We start from the raw sequence: 17,832 nt of genomic DNA, 5'->3' as shown, positions 1-17,832 counted from the left end.
ACAAACGCCTTTGGCGCGTTGTCAGCGTAACGTAGTTAGTTATTGCGTACCGTAAGTATTACGCCACGAACGGATGTTAAATTTGAGTCAGATACCTGTTCATAAATTTATAACCCATGCTTTACAAGCATTTCAAAGATTATTCATATTTATTCAATCAACCTATGAATTAGGATTTGATATAGTTGATGATAGTTTAGAGAAAAAAGATAGAAGCGATATGCAAAATACTACCACGACACTAGTGATCACTGGGAAAGGATAATTGCGCTGTAAGGAGCAATGCCAATATTACCGTTACAGGGCATACCATCAGCTTCACCCCAAGTAACCGTTGTATCATAGCCGAGATGATTTCCAAAGTCAGGACTGTAACCATTCCAGTCACTATTGAATCGTATCTGCCAGTAACCTTCCTTAGGAAAACCAATATTATAGCTATCGTAGCTACGGTCAGCCATATTCACTACAACAATAACATCATCTCCTGGACCTCCATTCTCCCAACGATGGAAAGCAATCACCTTATCTTTGTTATTGACATGATGGACATTAACATATTGACCTCTTAAACCACGAGTATTGTTGTACCAGTTGCGACGTAGGCGAATCAAGTCACGATACATATCGTGAATTCCACGGTAAGTATCTAACTTACTCCAGTCAATAGGATCTTGGTCATGGAACCACTGGTCTTCCAGGATTTCCTGACCCTGAAAAATCATGGGAATACCAGGTGAAGTAAACACCAAAGTTGCTGCCATGGTAGAACGCTTTCTGGCAAACCAACTTCCAGCATTACCAGGCCAGATTTCTTCAGGGACCCGAGATCTGCCGTTAGCGACTTCATCATGGGATTCGCTGTAAATTACTCGCTCAAACGCATCACCATTATAGCGGTGATAGATGGCATCGCGAACAGCGTACATATTACGTCCGTTGTCGTTAGGAGGAATAATGGTATCGCGGATAGGATGAACAAAACTAGGATCCCATTGAGCATCAAAGCCAGCACCACCAGCACCTGTATCTTTGGTAATCCATTCATTATTTTGTAAATCTTCAGCAATACTAATCTTCCAAGGACTGGAGGTATTAATCTCATTATTAATCCACTGCATCAAACTCCATCCTGAGGGAATTTCACCACCACCACCGTTGTTCTGAGTACGGATATTAACTGTCGAATCCCAACGTAAGCCATCTACATGGCACTCCGAGAGCCACATTAAGGCATTATCGCGAATATACTGACGAACTTCTGGACGTCCATAATCAGGTCGCGTATCTCCCCAAGGAGTTTTAGAACGCCAATCGTTGTAAAAATAAATACCTCCTTTGTCATTTTCATTCCAACCATCAAACTGCCATAGATCAAGATCACTAGGTCCGAGGTGGTTATAGACAACATCGAAAACAATGGAAATACCACGCTGATGACAAGCTTTGACAAATTTCTTAAAGCCTTCAGGTCCACCATACACACTTTCAATGGCAAATATATTTGCTGGGTTGTACCCCCAGGAAAAATCAGCAGCAAATTCTGTTGGTGGCATCAATTTGATGACATTGATACCCAGGTCTCGGAGATAGTCTAATCTTTGAATTACACCATTAAAATTCCCTGGTGCTCCTCCTGGTAAATCATTAAAGGTGCCCACATGCATTTCGTAGATTACCATTTCATTCCAGTTTGGAGTTCTGTAGTTATCATTACTCCAGTCAAATTCTAGAGCACAAATAACTGAGTTACCAGCAGAGTTAGTAACTTCCCTCGCATAGGGGTCGTTTTTCTTATAAATATTACCAGTGTCACGGTTGACAATTACATACTTATACTGTTCACCGATTTTAGCACCAGTGATGTCAGCAGACCAGTAGCCATTGTTTTCGCTGGCTAGGGGATTAGCAGTGTCAGACCAGCCATTAAATGTAGCAGTAACAGAGACACTACTAGCGAAGGGTGCCCAAACACGGAATGTTGTACCTCCATCGAAGGGAATCGCACCCATACCAGTACGTACAGAAGTGGAGATGGGGATGGTTGCAGTATTCATCAAGTTGATATCCTACGAAAAAATGTAATCGCAAAATTAAACAGAACTTACGCACAGACACCGTAATTACAGTCCGAAGCGACAATAGCAAGTAGAGTTAGACTTCATTACTTACATGGAAATTTCAACTCCTCTTTAACCCAAATCGAAGAATAATTAATCGCAAGTCGATTACTCTTTGACATTAGTGCTTTCAGTTTCTAAAGAGTTGACTCTTTCTTTCAAAAGGGATAGTTCCTGTTGCTGCTCTTTAATAACCTTAGTTAACACAGCAACAATATCTAAAGCGCAAACTCCTTTTCTGTCATGAGTTGCTAATAACTCAGGCACATCTTCGGCAATAAATCCAACTATTGATTCTTTATCTTTATCTTCTCGATAATTGAATTTAACTGGATTTAGGTTTGCCAATGCCTCAATGGCTTCAGTAGTAGAGAAATCAGTAATATTTTCCTTCAGTGCTCTAGATGATATGTCTACCAAACGTCCTCTAACTTCGCCTCTGTTTGTAATAGTCAGTAAACCTCTGAATCTTCCATCCTCTCCCTGCCATTGAAATCTTGTATCTCCATCTTCTCTTCCGTAATTAGTAAACCCAAATATACCGTCTGGTCCACCGTCGTAACTAAAGTCAACTCCTGGTCCAGAAGTTGGGAAAAATTTGACTTCTCCTCCAAAATTTCCCGATGACTCTGGTGCAGCTATGTGTAGTATTGCTTGTGGATTAGCTACCTCCCCAATACCAATGTTGCTATTATCATCATTGATAATCATTCTGAGATCGCCACCAGAAGGTCCGTTAGCATTAAATCTCAAGTTACCGTCTTCATCTACAGCAAGATTCCACCGCTCACCGTTTTCGGCACCTAATGCCAAGTTACCAACAACTTGTAGCTTTGCTTTTGGCTCGTCGGTTCCAATGCCTACGTTGCCTTGGCTATAATAGATACTATTATTAACACCGTTTACCCATTGACTTCCGCCCGAACCGCCACCGGGATCAAAATTTAATTTGTCTCGTGTGATGGCTCCATTTTGAATCTTGTTAGTGGTTATCGCATTGTCAGCAATATCATCCCTTGTCAATTGCCAACGAACACCGTTTTTGTAGTATTGGGTGGTGTTGATAATGCCTTGAACGTCAAGATTAAAACCTGGATTATCTGTCCCAATGCCAACATTACCACCACTATAAAAGATGCTGTCATTACGACCATTTCCCCACTGACTACCTGTACTGCCTCCAATGGGAATTGATGGGTCTAATTTATCTCGCGTAATCGCTCCATTTTGAATTTTGAGAGTGGTAACGGCATTATTCGCAATTTTAGGGGTTGTCACAGAATTATCAGCTAACTGTGCTGTCCCTACTCCACTATTTGGAATGTCAAAGTCAATTGATGGGTCTAATTTATCTCGCGTAATCGCTCCATTTTGAATTTTGAGAGTGGTAACGGCATTATTCGCAATTTTAGGGGTTGTCACAGAATTATCTGCTAACTGTTGTGTTCCTACCCCACCATTGGGAATATTAAAGGAAATTGAAGGGTCTAGTTTTTCTTTTGTAATTGCCCCATCTTGAATTTTGAGATTCGTGATGGAATTATCAGCTATTTGATCCGTGTTTACACTACCAAAATTCAGTCGTATATTTCTTAAACCTGAGCCGTCTCCAACAAAACTTCCTGCAGATATTTGATCGTTCACAAATATGGTTTTAGCTTTGATATCGCCCCTAGTTCCTGACACATCTAACTGTGCAGAGGGTGAATTCACTCCAATACCCACTGGTCCTTCAAATGTGTAGCGTCCTAATTGATTAAATTCGTCATTCATATTGTCTAAAACTCCTTAATTTGTTGCAGTTTAATGTTAAAAAAATGCCCTAAATTCAATCCGCTGAAGTTATTTTTTTTATAGCTATAGCAGTTACCCCAGACACAGCAAAGATAGTCTAATTTCAAATTGATCAATTGGATCAAAGCCATCAGGTACACTTCTTCTGAACTGAACGGTCATTGCATTAGCTGAAACAGAGGCTGTTACTACCAATTTCGATTGTTTATCTTCAACTTGATCTGTATACGTCACATCGCATAAATCACGACCCTCTGAGGCAACAGGTAGCCATTTTTCTGGAGAAATTTTTGTCACACCAGAACAAAAACAGCGTTGATCTAAAATTGATTGATTGTTGACAAAGCCAGATATTGGGGCTGAATAAGATTCTTGAGCGCTTAAAGTCCATCTAGAAATTCCTCCGACTAATATTAAGCTTGGTATAAAATCGAGATTTGGTACTGATATTTGTGCGCTAGATTGAGAGTTTTCGTCAAATGTGATTGAACTTGTTAAAACACGCTTGCCGAGGTCATAGTTTGCAATAAACTGAGTTGCAGCAGTAATTTGATTGGAAATTTCAGGTGCTAGTTGTTCGTCTGCGATCGCACCTGGGGCAATCCTAGAACTGGCGTATTTGCGTCTTAAGTCATCGATTTTACTAATGTTAGCGTTAGTATCCAGTTCAATCGATGCAAGTACGATCACTGAGCCATCATCAGCAGGGGAGTCTTTGCTAGCGTTTAGCTTGGGACGTTCGGTTATACGGATATAATTATCTATAGCACCTAACTGGCGGCGGTCTTCTTCATCTTTGTCTTCGGCATATTGAATGATGATGTAGACATTAACGTCTCTCCCAAACTGGTCTTGATCACTGAGGTTAATTTCTCTAGGTCCTAGATCCGATGACAGGACAATTTCATGTCCTTCTCGATCAACCGCTACGCCAGGGCTGACTGAGATTTTTTGGTCGTCAGTCTTTTTGACTTCTAGCCCTGAAACAATTCCCCAATCATGGAGTTCCTTATTATGTAGGTGACGCATGTCACGATGATATTTTTGCTCATCTATAAAATCTCCTTCTTCTAAAAATTGAGTTCTGAAGTAGTTAAGACGTTTAATTTCGGGCATAGTCTAAAAGCTCCTTTTACAAATTTTGATTTGTGGGCCAAATACCAAGTAATGTATCAGCGCCGATAGTTGAGTGTACTCCAATCTGCATACTGGGGAACTCAGGATTCAACTCATAGTAAGTGTGAGCAGGTTTTTCTAATTCAATCAGAGATTTGACAATTTCTAACTGTCGTTGAACTTCAGAAGAACTGTCCAATTGTGGTAAAGTTACAGTCACCTGAAAAAAATGTGGTGGTCCACCACCCAAATACATATCTACCCCAACTGTTGAGTGGATACCTATTCGACATTCTAAATCTCCCATTTCCTCAATTTTTGGTTGGGTAACTGTAAAAATTTTCAAGAGTTTCAGTAGATTTTCTTTAGTACCTCGCCGTCGATAAAGTGGAATAATTTGGGCAATGAAATCCCGTTGTTGTAAGGGGGGTAAGTCAGCCCTTAAAGTAAGAGCAGCCCAACTAGCCAGCCACGGTAAAAAGTCTTCAGGTGTTTGATGTGGGTCAAACAAAAGTGCAACATTAGCAATAATTTCTTCAAGTTCTCCAGAAGCAATGATTTCTTCGAGTCCTTTAGAAGTAGGAAATGTCGCTTCTTCATTTGTCCCTAGCAATAACTTTTCAAACGCTAGGATAAACTGACCAAGGAACGGATCTTCTTGGTAAATACCAGGAAGATAATTCATCAAACTACTGGGGGTTCTCGTTAAGGTGAAAGTCATAGTTTTATATAAATGTTTTAAATAAAAGTTTTAAATAAAAGTTTTAAATAAAAGTTTTAAATTCTAGCTCGATATTATCTTTAGTTAAAATAACAAGTTCTTCTGGCTTTAATTTCAGTGCAACCAAGCACTTATTTTTATTTATGAGTAGTCGATCACTATGTTGAATTACCTGTTTTGGATCTTGCCGCTCTCTAAGTGTCAACTCATCATGATCCTCTATTCTGGTAATATAATTTACTCCTGGTAGCTGATCAAGCAACTGGTAAATTTCAGAGACATAAACATGATGACCAAATGACCAGCCCTTACCTTTCTCACCACCTCGAAGAGGATGCAGAAATTCTTGTAGTGCATTTTTGACACGGGGACTAACATCTTCTTCTAAAGCATCGGCTTTAAGAAAAATCCTCAGATGTATACCAATATAAATATAATGGGGACCTACTACACGCAATTTTGTAGTTAACAGCAGTCGAGATTTTAGATAATCGCGGACTTGTTCAATGAGATTGCTCGTAGGTTGAAGTTCATTGATGTTCTGAAATTGATTGCTTGTTTCTTCAACATGTGGAACGATAATGACACTGATGTATCCTGCTCTTTCTTCTATCTCTGATAGGCGTTCAGACTCCAGATTTTCTAGGTTACGATTGGCTATACTACGAGCACGAGCAACTTGGGAATGGGCTTGTAGCACTAAGGTCTCAAAATCTTTATCCATGATACAGCGATCAGGACTACGCAACTTTAAGATGGTTTCTCGAATTTCATTGTCTAAGTTAAGTGGCTCACTAGGCTTCCAATCAGGACCATTAATCAATCTTAAGAAATTTAGCTTGTTAGCATCTGTGACTCGATTGAGCCGATAAAGTAGCATTTCGCTCAGATAGGCAAATAATTCAATCAATGTGATACCGGGATCGGAGGGGTTATGGTTTGTCCACTCCGGGGCGTAGGTAGGAATTAAGCCCAGAGCTTCTTGAACTAAGTCTTCATAGGTGCGATCGTCTAAATTGGGAAGTGGGAGAGGCATAAGAAATTCAATGTTAATTTGCTCAGATAGATTGTCAATTTATATTAAAAAGACTTGCCAAAATCATAGAGAAAAATATCTTATATTTGCAGTCTTTCTAAGTTCTTTGCCTTTAAATTCTTTGCTTTTAAATTATTTATAGTTGCCAGTAAAATTAACTTATGCAATCAAATTGCTATCTTGCTGATAGTCCTTCATCAGGTTCAAGCAACATATTTATTTCGTGCATACCAGAATAAACAAGAAAGCGACCTGTATTTTTAACTTTTGGTTGCTCTTCTTCTTCATTTATGATTAGGCTACGAACATGATCGACCCCCGGAACTGCTTCGAGTAAAGCATAAAAATCTGATTTATAAGGATACCTACCAAATGCCCAACCTTTACCATCAAACCCACCAGTTAGAGGGTGTAGGAAGCGAGTTAAGGCTTGTTTGACTGCTTTTTGGACTTTGTTAGCTTCTTCTAGAGATTTGGGAACGATCCTTGCGCTGACATTTACCTTTATATATAGTGGGCCAAATACCTTGATTTTTGCTGTTGCAATAGCATAAGTTTCCAGATATTCCTGAACGCGTTTGAGTAGTTCCAAACTAGGCAAGGGTTTAATATTCATAGAGCGTGGCACAATAATAATACTTACCTGCCCAGGAGCTTTGGGGGCTAGATTAGGTAAATTTATATCTACCGGGTTGTCCTTAAGATTAAGTAGCGGTATAGCTTTTGCTCGTGCAACTTCTGATGTCGCTTGCATTGCGAGGTCTTCATAGTCTTCAAAGGTAACTGCACGTCCCCCATGACGCACAGTACGTGGTCCTAGTTCTATTAAAGAATCTAATGTTTGCACATCAGCACCTCCTGTTGCTGCTTCTGGATTAGTAACTGAATCTATATAAGGAATAGTGGTTTGAAGTTGGACAATAGTGTTTTCGGGTTGGTTACCTGCTGCACCTCCTATAGCTTGATATCTTCTCATCCGCACGTTTGCAACTCCAAGTGGAGGGATGAGTCCTCTTAAACCATCACCAAAGCGAATTTCTCCTGAGTTACGGTCGATGATATAGTGGCGATCACGGCTTCGGGAACTGTAAAAATCTGCAACTTCACTCCAGCGCACCCAAATTTCTTCTGGTCGTCCAGTTTCATCAAGTACTTCGGAAATTGCATTCTCACCATGTACTTTTTTGATACTTTCTTGTTCTTCATCTCTGAGCATTTCTGGCTCTTTTACTTCCAGATATTCTCCCTCAAGTACTGGTGACTGGGTAGTGTTAAAGCTTTGATTTTCTGAACCGTTGCTAGAACCGAGAATCTCATTTGCGATCGTTAGGGCTTGGATTGCGCTCGTTGTGTTTAGCAATACTCGTTTTAATAATGGTTGTTGAGAATATTCACTCCTATCTGGTTCCCGATGCACCCGCAACCAGTAAAGATTTTCTGGTAAGTCAAATTCTTTTTTGTCACCAAAATCTTCTGGTGGTAAAAATTCCACTAATCCTGAATGAGTCAATCCTTCAGTCTCATCTTGCACAAACAAATTTGTCCATTTATTAGTTTCTTTACTCCAATATTCCCAAGTTAAACGTGGTGATGATTTCGAAGGTAAGGAATTGGCTGAGGAATTGTTAGTTGTTAAATCTGGATTATAAAGTACATCCGCCATTTGGAAGTAAATGCTGATAGTCCGGTTCGGAAAACTGAGACGATTCTCTGGTATGCTAAGACCTAAATAGAGAGTTGCTTGAGTATCAGTAGTAGGTTGGAATGGTTCAAAGCTGGAATCAGGAGGAATTATTTGCTGGCGACTGAAATCGTTGTAGGTTTCTATAGTCTCAGGTAGCTGCGGTGAAGTTGTTAAGGTATAGTCAACTTTTAACGAATTAATTAATGGTGGTTTGAAACTTGCAGGGACTAAACTAAATCCTCCAAAAGTGTTCTCATCTCTTTCGTAATGAGCATCTTCACCATAATTACCAGACTTGATCCGCACTCGCAGCCAAAAGTTCTCAATTCCATTAACAGTTGTTGGCTGCAAGTTTTCGCTTTCAGGTAAAATAAATTCTACGACTGGGTCAGAGTTTGGATTAGAACCTGAAAATGTAAAGGCTCTAGTTTCATCCCGAAATGTTACCTCTGGCGGTGATAAAGGTGGCGGATCTTCCGTATCTTCTGCTGTAGAAGTTCCTACAGAAAACCATCCTTTATCAGTCCAAATCTCCCATTCTAATGTTGCATTTGGGTCTTTGTTTTCGATGGGTAATGGTATTCCAGCAGATGCGAGATCTGCTAAGTTTATATGGAGAGTGACAGTAGCACCACTTTTTGAAAAAGCTTCTTGGTTTGCAAGATATAGTGTATCACCAAATTTGGGTTCTTCTCCAAATGGAAAAAAAGGTTTACTCAAATCGATTGATAATAAGTTGGTAAATGCTTGTTCTATCCGCTGTTGTGTATGATCGAATGTTGCTTGCAAATTGACATTATTAATAAAAGATACTTGAGAACTAGAAAAAATAGGAGTTTGCGATCGACAACGCAACAAATATTTTGTGTTTAAGTTATCTAAATTATCTAAATTATCTAAATCATCTGAATTATCTAACTGATAAATTTCTTTGCTAACTTCGTTAAAATTGTTAAAGATAATTGTACCGCTTCTAGTCAAATTGGACGTTTGGTCTTCAATATTCGAACTAGGAATGGAGAAGCATTGCAATCCATTGCAAACTTCCCATGCTAAACGGATTTCTGGATTTTGCAAGTTTTCCTCTAACTCAAAACCCAAAGTTAAAGTTTGCAAATCAGAGTGCTTTAATAGAGTGTTATTAATAATATCGAAGTAATGCTCAATCGGTTTTTGACCTTCAAAAGCTGAAACTTCTTGAACATTTTCATTGTTATAAGTAGTTATATTATCATTAGTATAATTACTGTAAAAATCTTTTTCTGGTTCGCGTACAAAAATATATTTCAATTGTGCTGCGGTAACTACTAAGTCACGTTCTGTTTCAAAAATGACTTGTTGACTTTCATCATCATCAAGTAGTACTGCCACCTGAGTTCCAGCAGGTACAAAAGCATCAACGTCACTATCAGTTGCTAACGTAAACAACAAAGGTGCTCTAGCTGGTTGAGGTGGTGTCTGTGAAACACCTAATAGGTCCAGAAATGCTAAGAAGTTTTTATACGGTACTTTATTGAGACGTTGAATAATAATTTCGGCATAACGAGCAAAGATATTAACCAGTGCAGCACTAATTCCTTGGAGTTGGCGATCGCCGTTAGCCTCTTCAAAATTTTGTGTATATTGTGGTAACAGATTTTGCACCTGTTCGGCAATATCCTTTGCCGTGCGAGAGTCAATCGGTGGTGGTTGTGGCATCAGCTTACACTCCTTTCCAGATAAAAGGGATAAACTAGGTTAAAAACGTTATTGGTAGCCCGAACTTGATAGTCAATATTGATTAGTAGCTTTTCTCCTTCAAAGTCTGACACTGAAGTTACTTGCACATCTAGCACGTCAATACGTGGTTCAAACCTCAGCAAAGCTTCTCGCACAGCTTGAGATACCTTACCAACTGTAGAAGGTGAATTGACTTCAAACACTAAATCATAAATTCCACAGCCAAAATCTGGGCGCATCACTCGTTCACCTTTGGCTGTAGCAAGGATTATCCAAATTGACTGGCGAATGCTTTCTTCAAAGGCGGCTTCTGCTAGTATGCTATTATCATTTACCGTTACCGGAAAGCCTAAACCCTTTCCCAAAAATGTTTTAGACATCTTATTCTCCTTACTAACCACCAATAAAGACTGTTGTACCTGTCCCAATTACTACACTTACTAGTGGCACTGGATCGCTGCAAGTTTTAGCCCTATCGCCAAGTCTTGCTGCCTCTTTACCGTTAATTATGACTGTGGAACTACCCGATGCGACCGAGCCTTTATTAGTAGGTGGCCTTACAAAAAAAGCTGGACTTGGAACAGTATGTGATGGCTTATTCTTAGCGGTACTATCTACAGTAGCTGCTGGCTTTCCCATGATTTCGACATTGGAACTGACATTACCATTGATATTGCCAAAGAATGGTAAAGGTGTAGGTACAGGTGAAGGAAGTGGCACTGCCATTACAAGGTGTATATCGATTGCAAATATTACATCGCATTTTCTTGCTGCTGGTCTGCCCATAATTTCTAACCTCTAATCAATAATTAGGAATTCAGAATTCATCAATATTAACTATTAACTAATTAAGACATATCTTTGCTTTTCCTGTTCCGCTTTTGATAATTGTATTGGCATCCTTGCCGGTAGCCTTAATATTCATATCAGCTACTGCTGTAATATCAGTTGTATCTGTGGAGTTTATTTTTATTTTGTGGGCATCTAATTGAATAACACCTCGAGGAGCTGATAGTTTAATATCTTTGTCTGTTTTGATGGTAATAGTATTAGATTTAGTATCAACTTTTATGCTATTGCTTTTGGTTTTATCAAGAATTTCAATATTTTCTTGCCCATTTGTATCATCAAAAGAAATTATATGACCACTGCGAGATTTAATCAGGCGAATATTATTTTTCCCATCTTGTTTTGCCTCTGGAGGAGGAATATCTTTAACGTTCCACAGAGCACCAAGAATGTAAGGAAAACGTAAGTCTCCATGTTCAAAAACAACAAGGACTTCATCATCAATTTCTGGGATAAAGTAAATACCGCGTTTTGGACCAGCCATTGGTGTAGCGATCCGTGCCCAATAGCTCTCATCATTATCGCTGAGCCAAGGGAATTTTACTTTTACCCGCCCAAGCTTTTCTGGGTCTTTGTTGTTGCTAACAATTCCAATTACTACCCCATAAATCTTCTGGGACATTTTCTGCTGTTTCTGTGTGTCAACTATTACATCAAATAAACTCACGATTGTTATACTCCCTAAATACTTGCAGCCTTTCTCAAATAACTGAGGTATATCTAATATTCTTTCTTTTCTGTTCCCTGTTCCCTGTTCTCTGTTCCCTAAATAACTACTAATAACTAAAAAGCATTTCGTTGGAAAGTGAAATGAGTGTAGTAACCACCTTGTCCATAGCGACTAGTCCTAATGTTGAGACGATGATTTACTTTAGTGACATAATATTGTCCTCGGTACTGTTTCCCAATTCGTTCACCATCAATTTTGATAACTTTGCCTGCTTTTAAATCTGTGCGTCCGTGACAAAGTCCTTCACCTGTAATAAAACTTAGTATCCCAGCATTAAAGTTAGCTTTAGCAAGTTGTTCAGCTTCTTGTTCAGTCCTAACCGGGTGAGAAGTCCAAACGCCAGTAGCTTTGCTAAAAGCTGCTTGACTTTGCGCCGCTCCAGTTTTTTTACCACCCATCTTAGAAACTTCTTTGTTACCGCGTCCGACGATTTTTTGTTTTTTTTGCAAGGGATCCCATCCTTGCACAGTAATCTCGTCAACTTGACCCATAGCAGAGACAAAAGGATAGAACTCCAGCAAATCATCCATGAAGGTTAAAGTCATAATTTCGGGCTTGTCATTGCTCACCGGTCGGAAAAATAGCTTTTTGTCTTCTACAACCACTTCATACTGAATCTGACAAGCACGAGCTTGCAAAAATTCCCAATCTGTTTGATTTGCTTGCAGCACATACTCATGGGATATTTTACTATCCACGACCTCGGGAGTTAACTTCGCCTCTTGAGCTATTTTCCTTGCAATATCGCTGTCTTTTTTGTTCAGAAATGTTCGAGTTTTAGAACCCCTCTGTAGCCGATGGCGGCGATCATAGCCCCGCACCCTTAAGCTAGGCGGCAATTGGAAATGAAACTCTGGTTCTAAAGCAATTATCTCGCCTACGATTACCTCTTCTATTTTACCGTGATGGTAACCCAGCTTTACTGTAATTTCACCACCGATCTCAAATAGATTTGGTTTGTCAATAATCGGAATATCAGGTAATGGTCGCTCGTCTAGCCCAGCAAATTCTAAAGTAAACATACTAGGTATATTTACATCCTCATCAACTGTAATGCGAATCAGTTGTAACTCTGCATCCAGGGGAATCGGCGATTTATTAATCAGGACATCAAAATCTGGTAAATATAATTCTCTAGAAGCATTGGTCATTTTTCCTCCTAGTCCACTTCTGGAATAGTTAAGATTTTGCCAATCTCCAACTGGCGCGGATTGTCTAAGCTGTTAGCTTCCGCAATTATGCGCCAGCGTGTTGGATCTCCATATAGTTTCGCTGCGATGCTGCTCAACTTGTCCCCGCGTTTGACTGTGTGTGTAGTTAGTTCTGGATCGGTTTTACGCTGGTCATCTTGTGGTTTGATATATTCCGTAAAAGTAACACTCAATGTTGCTCGAACCGGAGTACCGTCTTTTTTAAAAAGTGTAAATGTTTGTGTTAAATCCGTAATGACTCCATCGAAAGGAAAATCAGAACCACTTGGAGCACTTCCCCAACTTACACGACAAGCGGGAGGCTGTTTAAAACTTCTGTCAATGCGAGTGAGTGCAACTATCTCATTGGTTTTTTCCCTGACATCATTTCCACTCCCTGGTTCAGTGACATCAAATAACAGTTCATTGATACTGAGTATACGACTGCTACCACCACCAAAAGTTAATTTTGGAGCATTAAGTAATTCTTGTGTTTCACCCCTACCTGTTGAACTATCTGGGGTCTTCCAACTTACACTCTTGCTAATTGAATAGGAATTGGGATTAAAAGTAACTTTAATTGGTCCACCGCTCGGTGATAAAGTTAAAGGATTCAGCGGTTGAATTTCTAACTTACTGATCACTTTTTGATGCTTCTCCTTTTAGTACCATAGATTCATTCCCCGACGCTCGCGTTCGATTGATAAGTTGCGATGCAGAATACGACTAACCTGTTGGGCAATCTGTTCTACACTTATTTCATTGGTTTTTGTATTTGTTTGGGCTGGTGTTTCTCCATTGGTAATATGTTTGCTATAGTTATTTTGTGCATTAACCATAGAATCAGGACTGGATGTAGTTGAGATTTTACGAGTAATATATTGTTCTCCTCTGACAGAATTGATTGTAAGAGGCATTCCAGGCTGATTGTTGCTGTTTCTGACTTGATTTAACAAGTTTTCAGATAAAGCTTGACTAACACTTTTACGCCAAACCATGTTTTGTTGGTTTAAGAGATTCACAGGAGAAGGAATTTCTGATGTGATCTCTTTGGGGGAGGTGGTTCTACTAATCACCTGTAAGGGTTTTATATTTTGTGTAATTGTGACAGATGGAGTCTTTAAGGAACTCTCATGCACCACTTTCGGTTGTAACGTGGTTGTAGGTAATTTATTAGAATTAGAAACTATAGAATTTTGAGGACCACTAGTAGAATTTTCACTCAAACTTTTTGGTAAGATTAGAGATGGTGTTGTAGTTTGAGAAATTTCTGGTTGGTTAATAATTTCTCTAGCAATTGTAGGTTGATTTTGAGATATTTGAGAAGTATATATTTGAGAAATAGGTGTTTTTATAGAGCTTTTATTATCCAAAAATTTTTCTAATCCTAATTGTGATGAAGAACTATAATTTTCAGAATCCTTGGTAGAATTATGGGAAATATGTTTGGGTAGTACGAGTGACTTTGTTGGCTGTTGAGGTTGATGGTTTAGTATTTCCCTGCTAACAATATTTGCTTGATGAGTTCTTTGAGGTTGAGTTGAATTTTGATTTGAATATTGAGTTGATTTTTGTTGAATCAAGGAATCCTTAATCTGGCTTTTTCTATTATATGTATTGGTAATTTCAACACTATCAGCAGTTGGTAAATTTTCTTGTTGTAGGCGTTTTGGTAATATCAGAGATGGTGTTGCTGTTTGAGACATTTCTCCTTGATTGGCAATCTCTCGGGCAATTTTAGACTGATTTTGAGTATGATTTATGAGAATTTGTGCTTTATTATCTTGATTTGAATATTGAGTTAATTTTTGTTGAATTAAGGAACCTTTAGTCTGGCTTTTTCTATTATCTGTATTGGTAATATCAACACTATCAGCAGTTGGTGAATTTTCTTGCTGCAGGCGTTTTGGCAATATCAGAGATGGTTTTACTGTTTGAGATATTTCTCCTTGATTGGCAATCTCTCGGGCAATTGTAGGTTGATTCCCAGTTGTTTGAGAAATAGTTGATTGATAAATATCTGTTTTTATAGATTGGTTTTCGGTAGAGCTTTTAGAAAGGTGCTTGGGTAAGATGAGTGATTTTGTTGATTGTTGAGGCTGATTTTTTAATATTTCTTTGCTAACAATATTTTCTTGATATTGAGTGTGATTTTTAGGAAGTTGTATAAAATTATTTTGATTTGAATTATGAGTTGATTTTTGTTGAATTAGAGAACCCTCACCCTGCAGTTGTATATCACCATTTTTGGTAATATTAATTCTATCAGCAGTTGGTAAATTTTCTTTTTGAAGGCGTTTTGGTAATATCAAATATGATGTTTCTGTTTGAGATATTTCTCCTTGGTTGACAATAACTCTTGAGGGTGTAGGTTGGTTTTTAGTTGTTTGAGGAATATTGTTTCCAGCAATATTTGTTCTAGAAACAGTTGGTTGAGCAACATCTGTTTTAATAGAGTTTTGATTAACCAAAATATTTTCTAATCCTAACTGGGATGAGAAGCTAGAATTTTCAGAATCTTCAGTAGAGTTTGTGGCTAGATGTTTGGGTAGGATGAGTGATTGTGTTGATTGTTGGGGTTGATGCTTTAGTATTTCTTTGCTAACAATATTTGCTTGATGTTGAGTGTGATTTGGAGCAAGTTGTACAAAATTACTTTGATCTGAAAATTGATTTAAATTTTGGGTCGATTTTTGTTGAATCAGGGGGCTCTCACCCTGGGGTTTCCTATTGATTTCATTGGTTGTATTAATGCTACGTTCAGGGATGAGTGAATTTTCTTGTTGAAGGCGTTTTGGTAATATTAGAGATGATGCTGTTGTTTGAGATATTTCTCCTTGACTGACAATTTCTCTTGCAATTTTAGGTTGATTTTTAGTTATTTGAGGAGCATTATCTCCAGAGATATTTTCCTCAGAAATATTTTCCTCAGAAATATTATCTCCAGCAATATTTTTTCGAGAAACATTTGATTCAGAAATATTTGCTCCAGAAACAGCTGTTTGAGGAACATTTATTTTCCTAGAGTCTTGGTTGGTCAAAACACTTTCTAATTTTGACTGGGATGAAGTATTTGTCTGAGGTTTGGGTAAGGGAACTGGTTTGCGGGTGACACGAAATTTACCAGAAGTAACTGGTGAAGATGGGGGAGATGGAGATACAGTGTGTTGCAAAGTCGGTACTGTGGGAGATTTATCCGCAGTTAATAGAGATTTGGGTTGGGATTTCCCTTGTTTTCGCAACTGTTGTGTTGTTGAGGTATTAGAGGAGAATTTTACAGGAGTGGAACTGGGTTTTGCAGGACTAGAATTGTTGTTACTTCTTGATTCTGAACGAACAGCACGGGCGATTGGTATAGAAGAAGATGTTGCTGTTTGAGTTGCGGTTGATATATTCAGAGTCTCATCTCTTGGTATTGCTTGTGACGGAGCAGCAAGTACTAAGTCATCTGAATATGCTGAAGTTTTTTCCTGGCTACTATAGCGTTTAAGTATTCTATTTACCACAGTAGAGCGTTGTACAGCCCACCCTGGTACGCGAGACAAGTGAGGCTGAAATGAGCGAATATTAACTACTCCTAAAGGTTCAGTACCACGATTTTCTATGCGCTGAATATGACTAGATAATCGTAATGTATTGTTATTGTTTATTCCTGTTGCTGATTGTTGAGAGGAATCTGCCATCTCTGAGCCTCCGTTCGTGTTAGCACGTCCAAGGTACTGCAACTATTACTGCAATTTTGGTCATAGTGCCTGATATAAAATAAATAAGTTCAAATATCTAAATATGGAACTGGGTTAACTCAGTCCTCGATGGACGAGTTCTACACTTTCAAAAGCAATTTCTCCCGAATCTGCCTTAAGTTGTGGTCCAGTCCACTTAATGGGAAAAGCATCTTTAAAATTCCACCACTTCATTGGTATTTTTTGCTCGTTTAATAAATAAACTGTGCCATTTCGACGTTTAAATTTCCCCGTATCAATGGCTTGAGCAACTTCTTGATGCCAAGTCCATAGACCATTAATGAAAGTCAGCCCGTGTTTGAAGACTAGGGGTTGATATTTTGTTGGACCAACAAAGTGATGTACGTACTCATTTACACCTCCTTCACGATAATCATAGTATTCTGTTTCGACTTCCAGACCACTGCACTCAGAAAAACCTCCCACCAAAACCCCTTCAATTTCAATCAAGAAATTAAAAGCACCGAAAGGATCGAGTGTAACACCTGCAGCGCTACTACCAGCAGCATAAGCTGTATTCAGACCTAGAGAAGGCATTGGTTCTTGCTTCCTTATGATTCAAGTTGTTCGTTTAAGCGTTGATTAATGTCAGCTATCTGTGCAACCCAACGCAATCGCTCTGTGTGTTCTAGGGTTAAAATATGTTCGTGCGGCCAATGAAAATGATAGGCAATATAGGCTACCTCCTTATACAACCGCTCCAAGGGGTAGCCAATTATTCCCCCATACTACTTAGTTCCACATCGAACTGTTTTTCACAGTGAGGACAATTTGTACGCACGCGATCGTGTCCATTTTTATTAACGCGGCAGTAAAGGTCTTGTAAATAGGTTAAATCTCCTGCAAACAAGTTTTCTATTATTTTAGGAGTAATGAATTCCAAAGTACCGAGTTTAGTGATGACTCGCGACAGTAAAATCATCAACAAATATCCTTGGTTACTACGCACACGTGGGTCTTTAAGAGGAGTAATTTCATCTAAGGCTGTTGCTAAACGCATAACTCCTTCTCTATGCAGATTACCTTCTGCATCAACATAGCCCAGTGGCAGAGTAAAGTTAAATTCAGTCTGTAGCATAGCTTGCAAAGTATAGCTTGGGGTAATTTAGGATACTAAACACTGTAAGTAA

Annotated in this window: 15 protein-coding genes; all 15 read right to left on the bottom strand. The window is 38.8% G+C overall.

Annotation, left to right across the window (positions count from 1 at the left end; all coding sequences use genetic code 11):
• Positions 1-248: 248 nt before the first annotated feature.
• The 15 genes from QNJ50_RS02605 to QNJ50_RS02540 all read right to left on the bottom strand — a co-directional run bounded on the left by QNJ50_RS02605 (position 249) and on the right by QNJ50_RS02540 (position 17,780).
• The gene (locus QNJ50_RS02605) at positions 249-2,057 is read right to left on the bottom strand and encodes an alpha-amylase family glycosyl hydrolase (protein ID WP_300631683.1); all 1,809 of its coding nucleotides are present in this window, start codon (positions 2,055-2,057) and stop codon (positions 249-251) included.
• Between the two features lie 171 nt (positions 2,058-2,228).
• Entirely contained in the window at positions 2,229-3,893 is a 1,665-nt protein-coding gene (locus QNJ50_RS02600; RefSeq protein WP_300631681.1) for a tail fiber domain-containing protein, read from the bottom strand.
• 93 nt (positions 3,894-3,986) lie between these two features.
• Complete coding sequence (locus tag QNJ50_RS02595; RefSeq protein ID WP_300631679.1) at positions 3,987-5,030, bottom strand: hypothetical protein; 1,044 nt, start codon at positions 5,028-5,030, stop codon at positions 3,987-3,989.
• Between the two features lie 16 nt (positions 5,031-5,046).
• Positions 5,047-5,751: a phage tail protein gene (locus QNJ50_RS02590; protein ID WP_300631678.1), complete on the bottom strand. Its 705-nt coding sequence runs from the start codon at positions 5,749-5,751 to the stop codon at positions 5,047-5,049.
• Positions 5,752-5,794: 43 nt separating this feature from the next.
• Positions 5,795-6,787, bottom strand: coding sequence for a baseplate J/gp47 family protein (locus QNJ50_RS02585; protein WP_300631677.1), 993 nt, complete (start codon positions 6,785-6,787; stop codon positions 5,795-5,797).
• Between the two features lie 175 nt (positions 6,788-6,962).
• Entirely contained in the window at positions 6,963-10,169 is a 3,207-nt protein-coding gene (locus tag QNJ50_RS02580) for a putative baseplate assembly protein (RefSeq protein WP_300631676.1), read from the bottom strand.
• Complete coding sequence (locus QNJ50_RS02575) at positions 10,169-10,570, bottom strand: GPW/gp25 family protein (RefSeq protein WP_300631675.1); 402 nt, start codon at positions 10,568-10,570, stop codon at positions 10,169-10,171. Before QNJ50_RS02575 ends, QNJ50_RS02580 begins: the two co-directional genes overlap by 1 nt.
• A gap of 13 nt (positions 10,571-10,583) precedes the next feature.
• Entirely contained in the window at positions 10,584-10,976 is a 393-nt protein-coding gene (locus QNJ50_RS02570; protein ID WP_300631674.1) for a PAAR domain-containing protein, read from the bottom strand.
• A 58-nt stretch (positions 10,977-11,034) separates the two neighbouring features.
• Positions 11,035-11,706 (bottom strand): phage baseplate assembly protein V, encoded by a 672-nt coding sequence (locus tag QNJ50_RS02565; RefSeq protein WP_300631673.1) that lies wholly within the window; start codon positions 11,704-11,706, stop codon positions 11,035-11,037.
• A gap of 116 nt (positions 11,707-11,822) precedes the next feature.
• Positions 11,823-12,920, bottom strand: coding sequence for a hypothetical protein (locus tag QNJ50_RS02560; protein ID WP_300631672.1), 1,098 nt, complete (start codon positions 12,918-12,920; stop codon positions 11,823-11,825).
• Between the two features lie 8 nt (positions 12,921-12,928).
• Positions 12,929-13,603: a LysM peptidoglycan-binding domain-containing protein gene (locus QNJ50_RS02555; RefSeq protein WP_300631671.1), complete on the bottom strand. Its 675-nt coding sequence runs from the start codon at positions 13,601-13,603 to the stop codon at positions 12,929-12,931.
• A gap of 18 nt (positions 13,604-13,621) precedes the next feature.
• Positions 13,622-16,642, bottom strand: coding sequence for a hypothetical protein (locus QNJ50_RS02550; protein ID WP_300631670.1), 3,021 nt, complete (start codon positions 16,640-16,642; stop codon positions 13,622-13,624).
• Positions 16,643-16,756: 114 nt separating this feature from the next.
• Positions 16,757-17,239, bottom strand: a complete 483-nt coding sequence (locus QNJ50_RS02545; RefSeq protein WP_300631669.1) for a phage tail protein — start codon at positions 17,237-17,239, stop codon at positions 16,757-16,759.
• 14 nt (positions 17,240-17,253) lie between these two features.
• On the bottom strand, positions 17,254-17,397 hold the full coding sequence (locus QNJ50_RS28530; protein WP_366914203.1) for a DUF6760 family protein: 144 nt from the start codon (positions 17,395-17,397) through the stop codon (positions 17,254-17,256).
• 20 nt (positions 17,398-17,417) lie between these two features.
• Positions 17,418-17,780 (bottom strand): phage tail assembly protein, encoded by a 363-nt coding sequence (locus QNJ50_RS02540; RefSeq protein WP_300631668.1) that lies wholly within the window; start codon positions 17,778-17,780, stop codon positions 17,418-17,420.
• Between the last annotated feature and the right edge of the window lie 52 nt (positions 17,781-17,832).

Source organism: Mastigocoleus sp. MO_188.B34 (genome assembly GCF_030065675.1).
GTDB lineage: Bacteria > Cyanobacteriota > Cyanobacteriia > Cyanobacteriales > Nostocaceae > Mastigocoleus.
The sequence above is the reverse complement of the archived record's forward strand: the minus strand, read 5'-3'. Positions and strand labels throughout refer to the sequence as shown.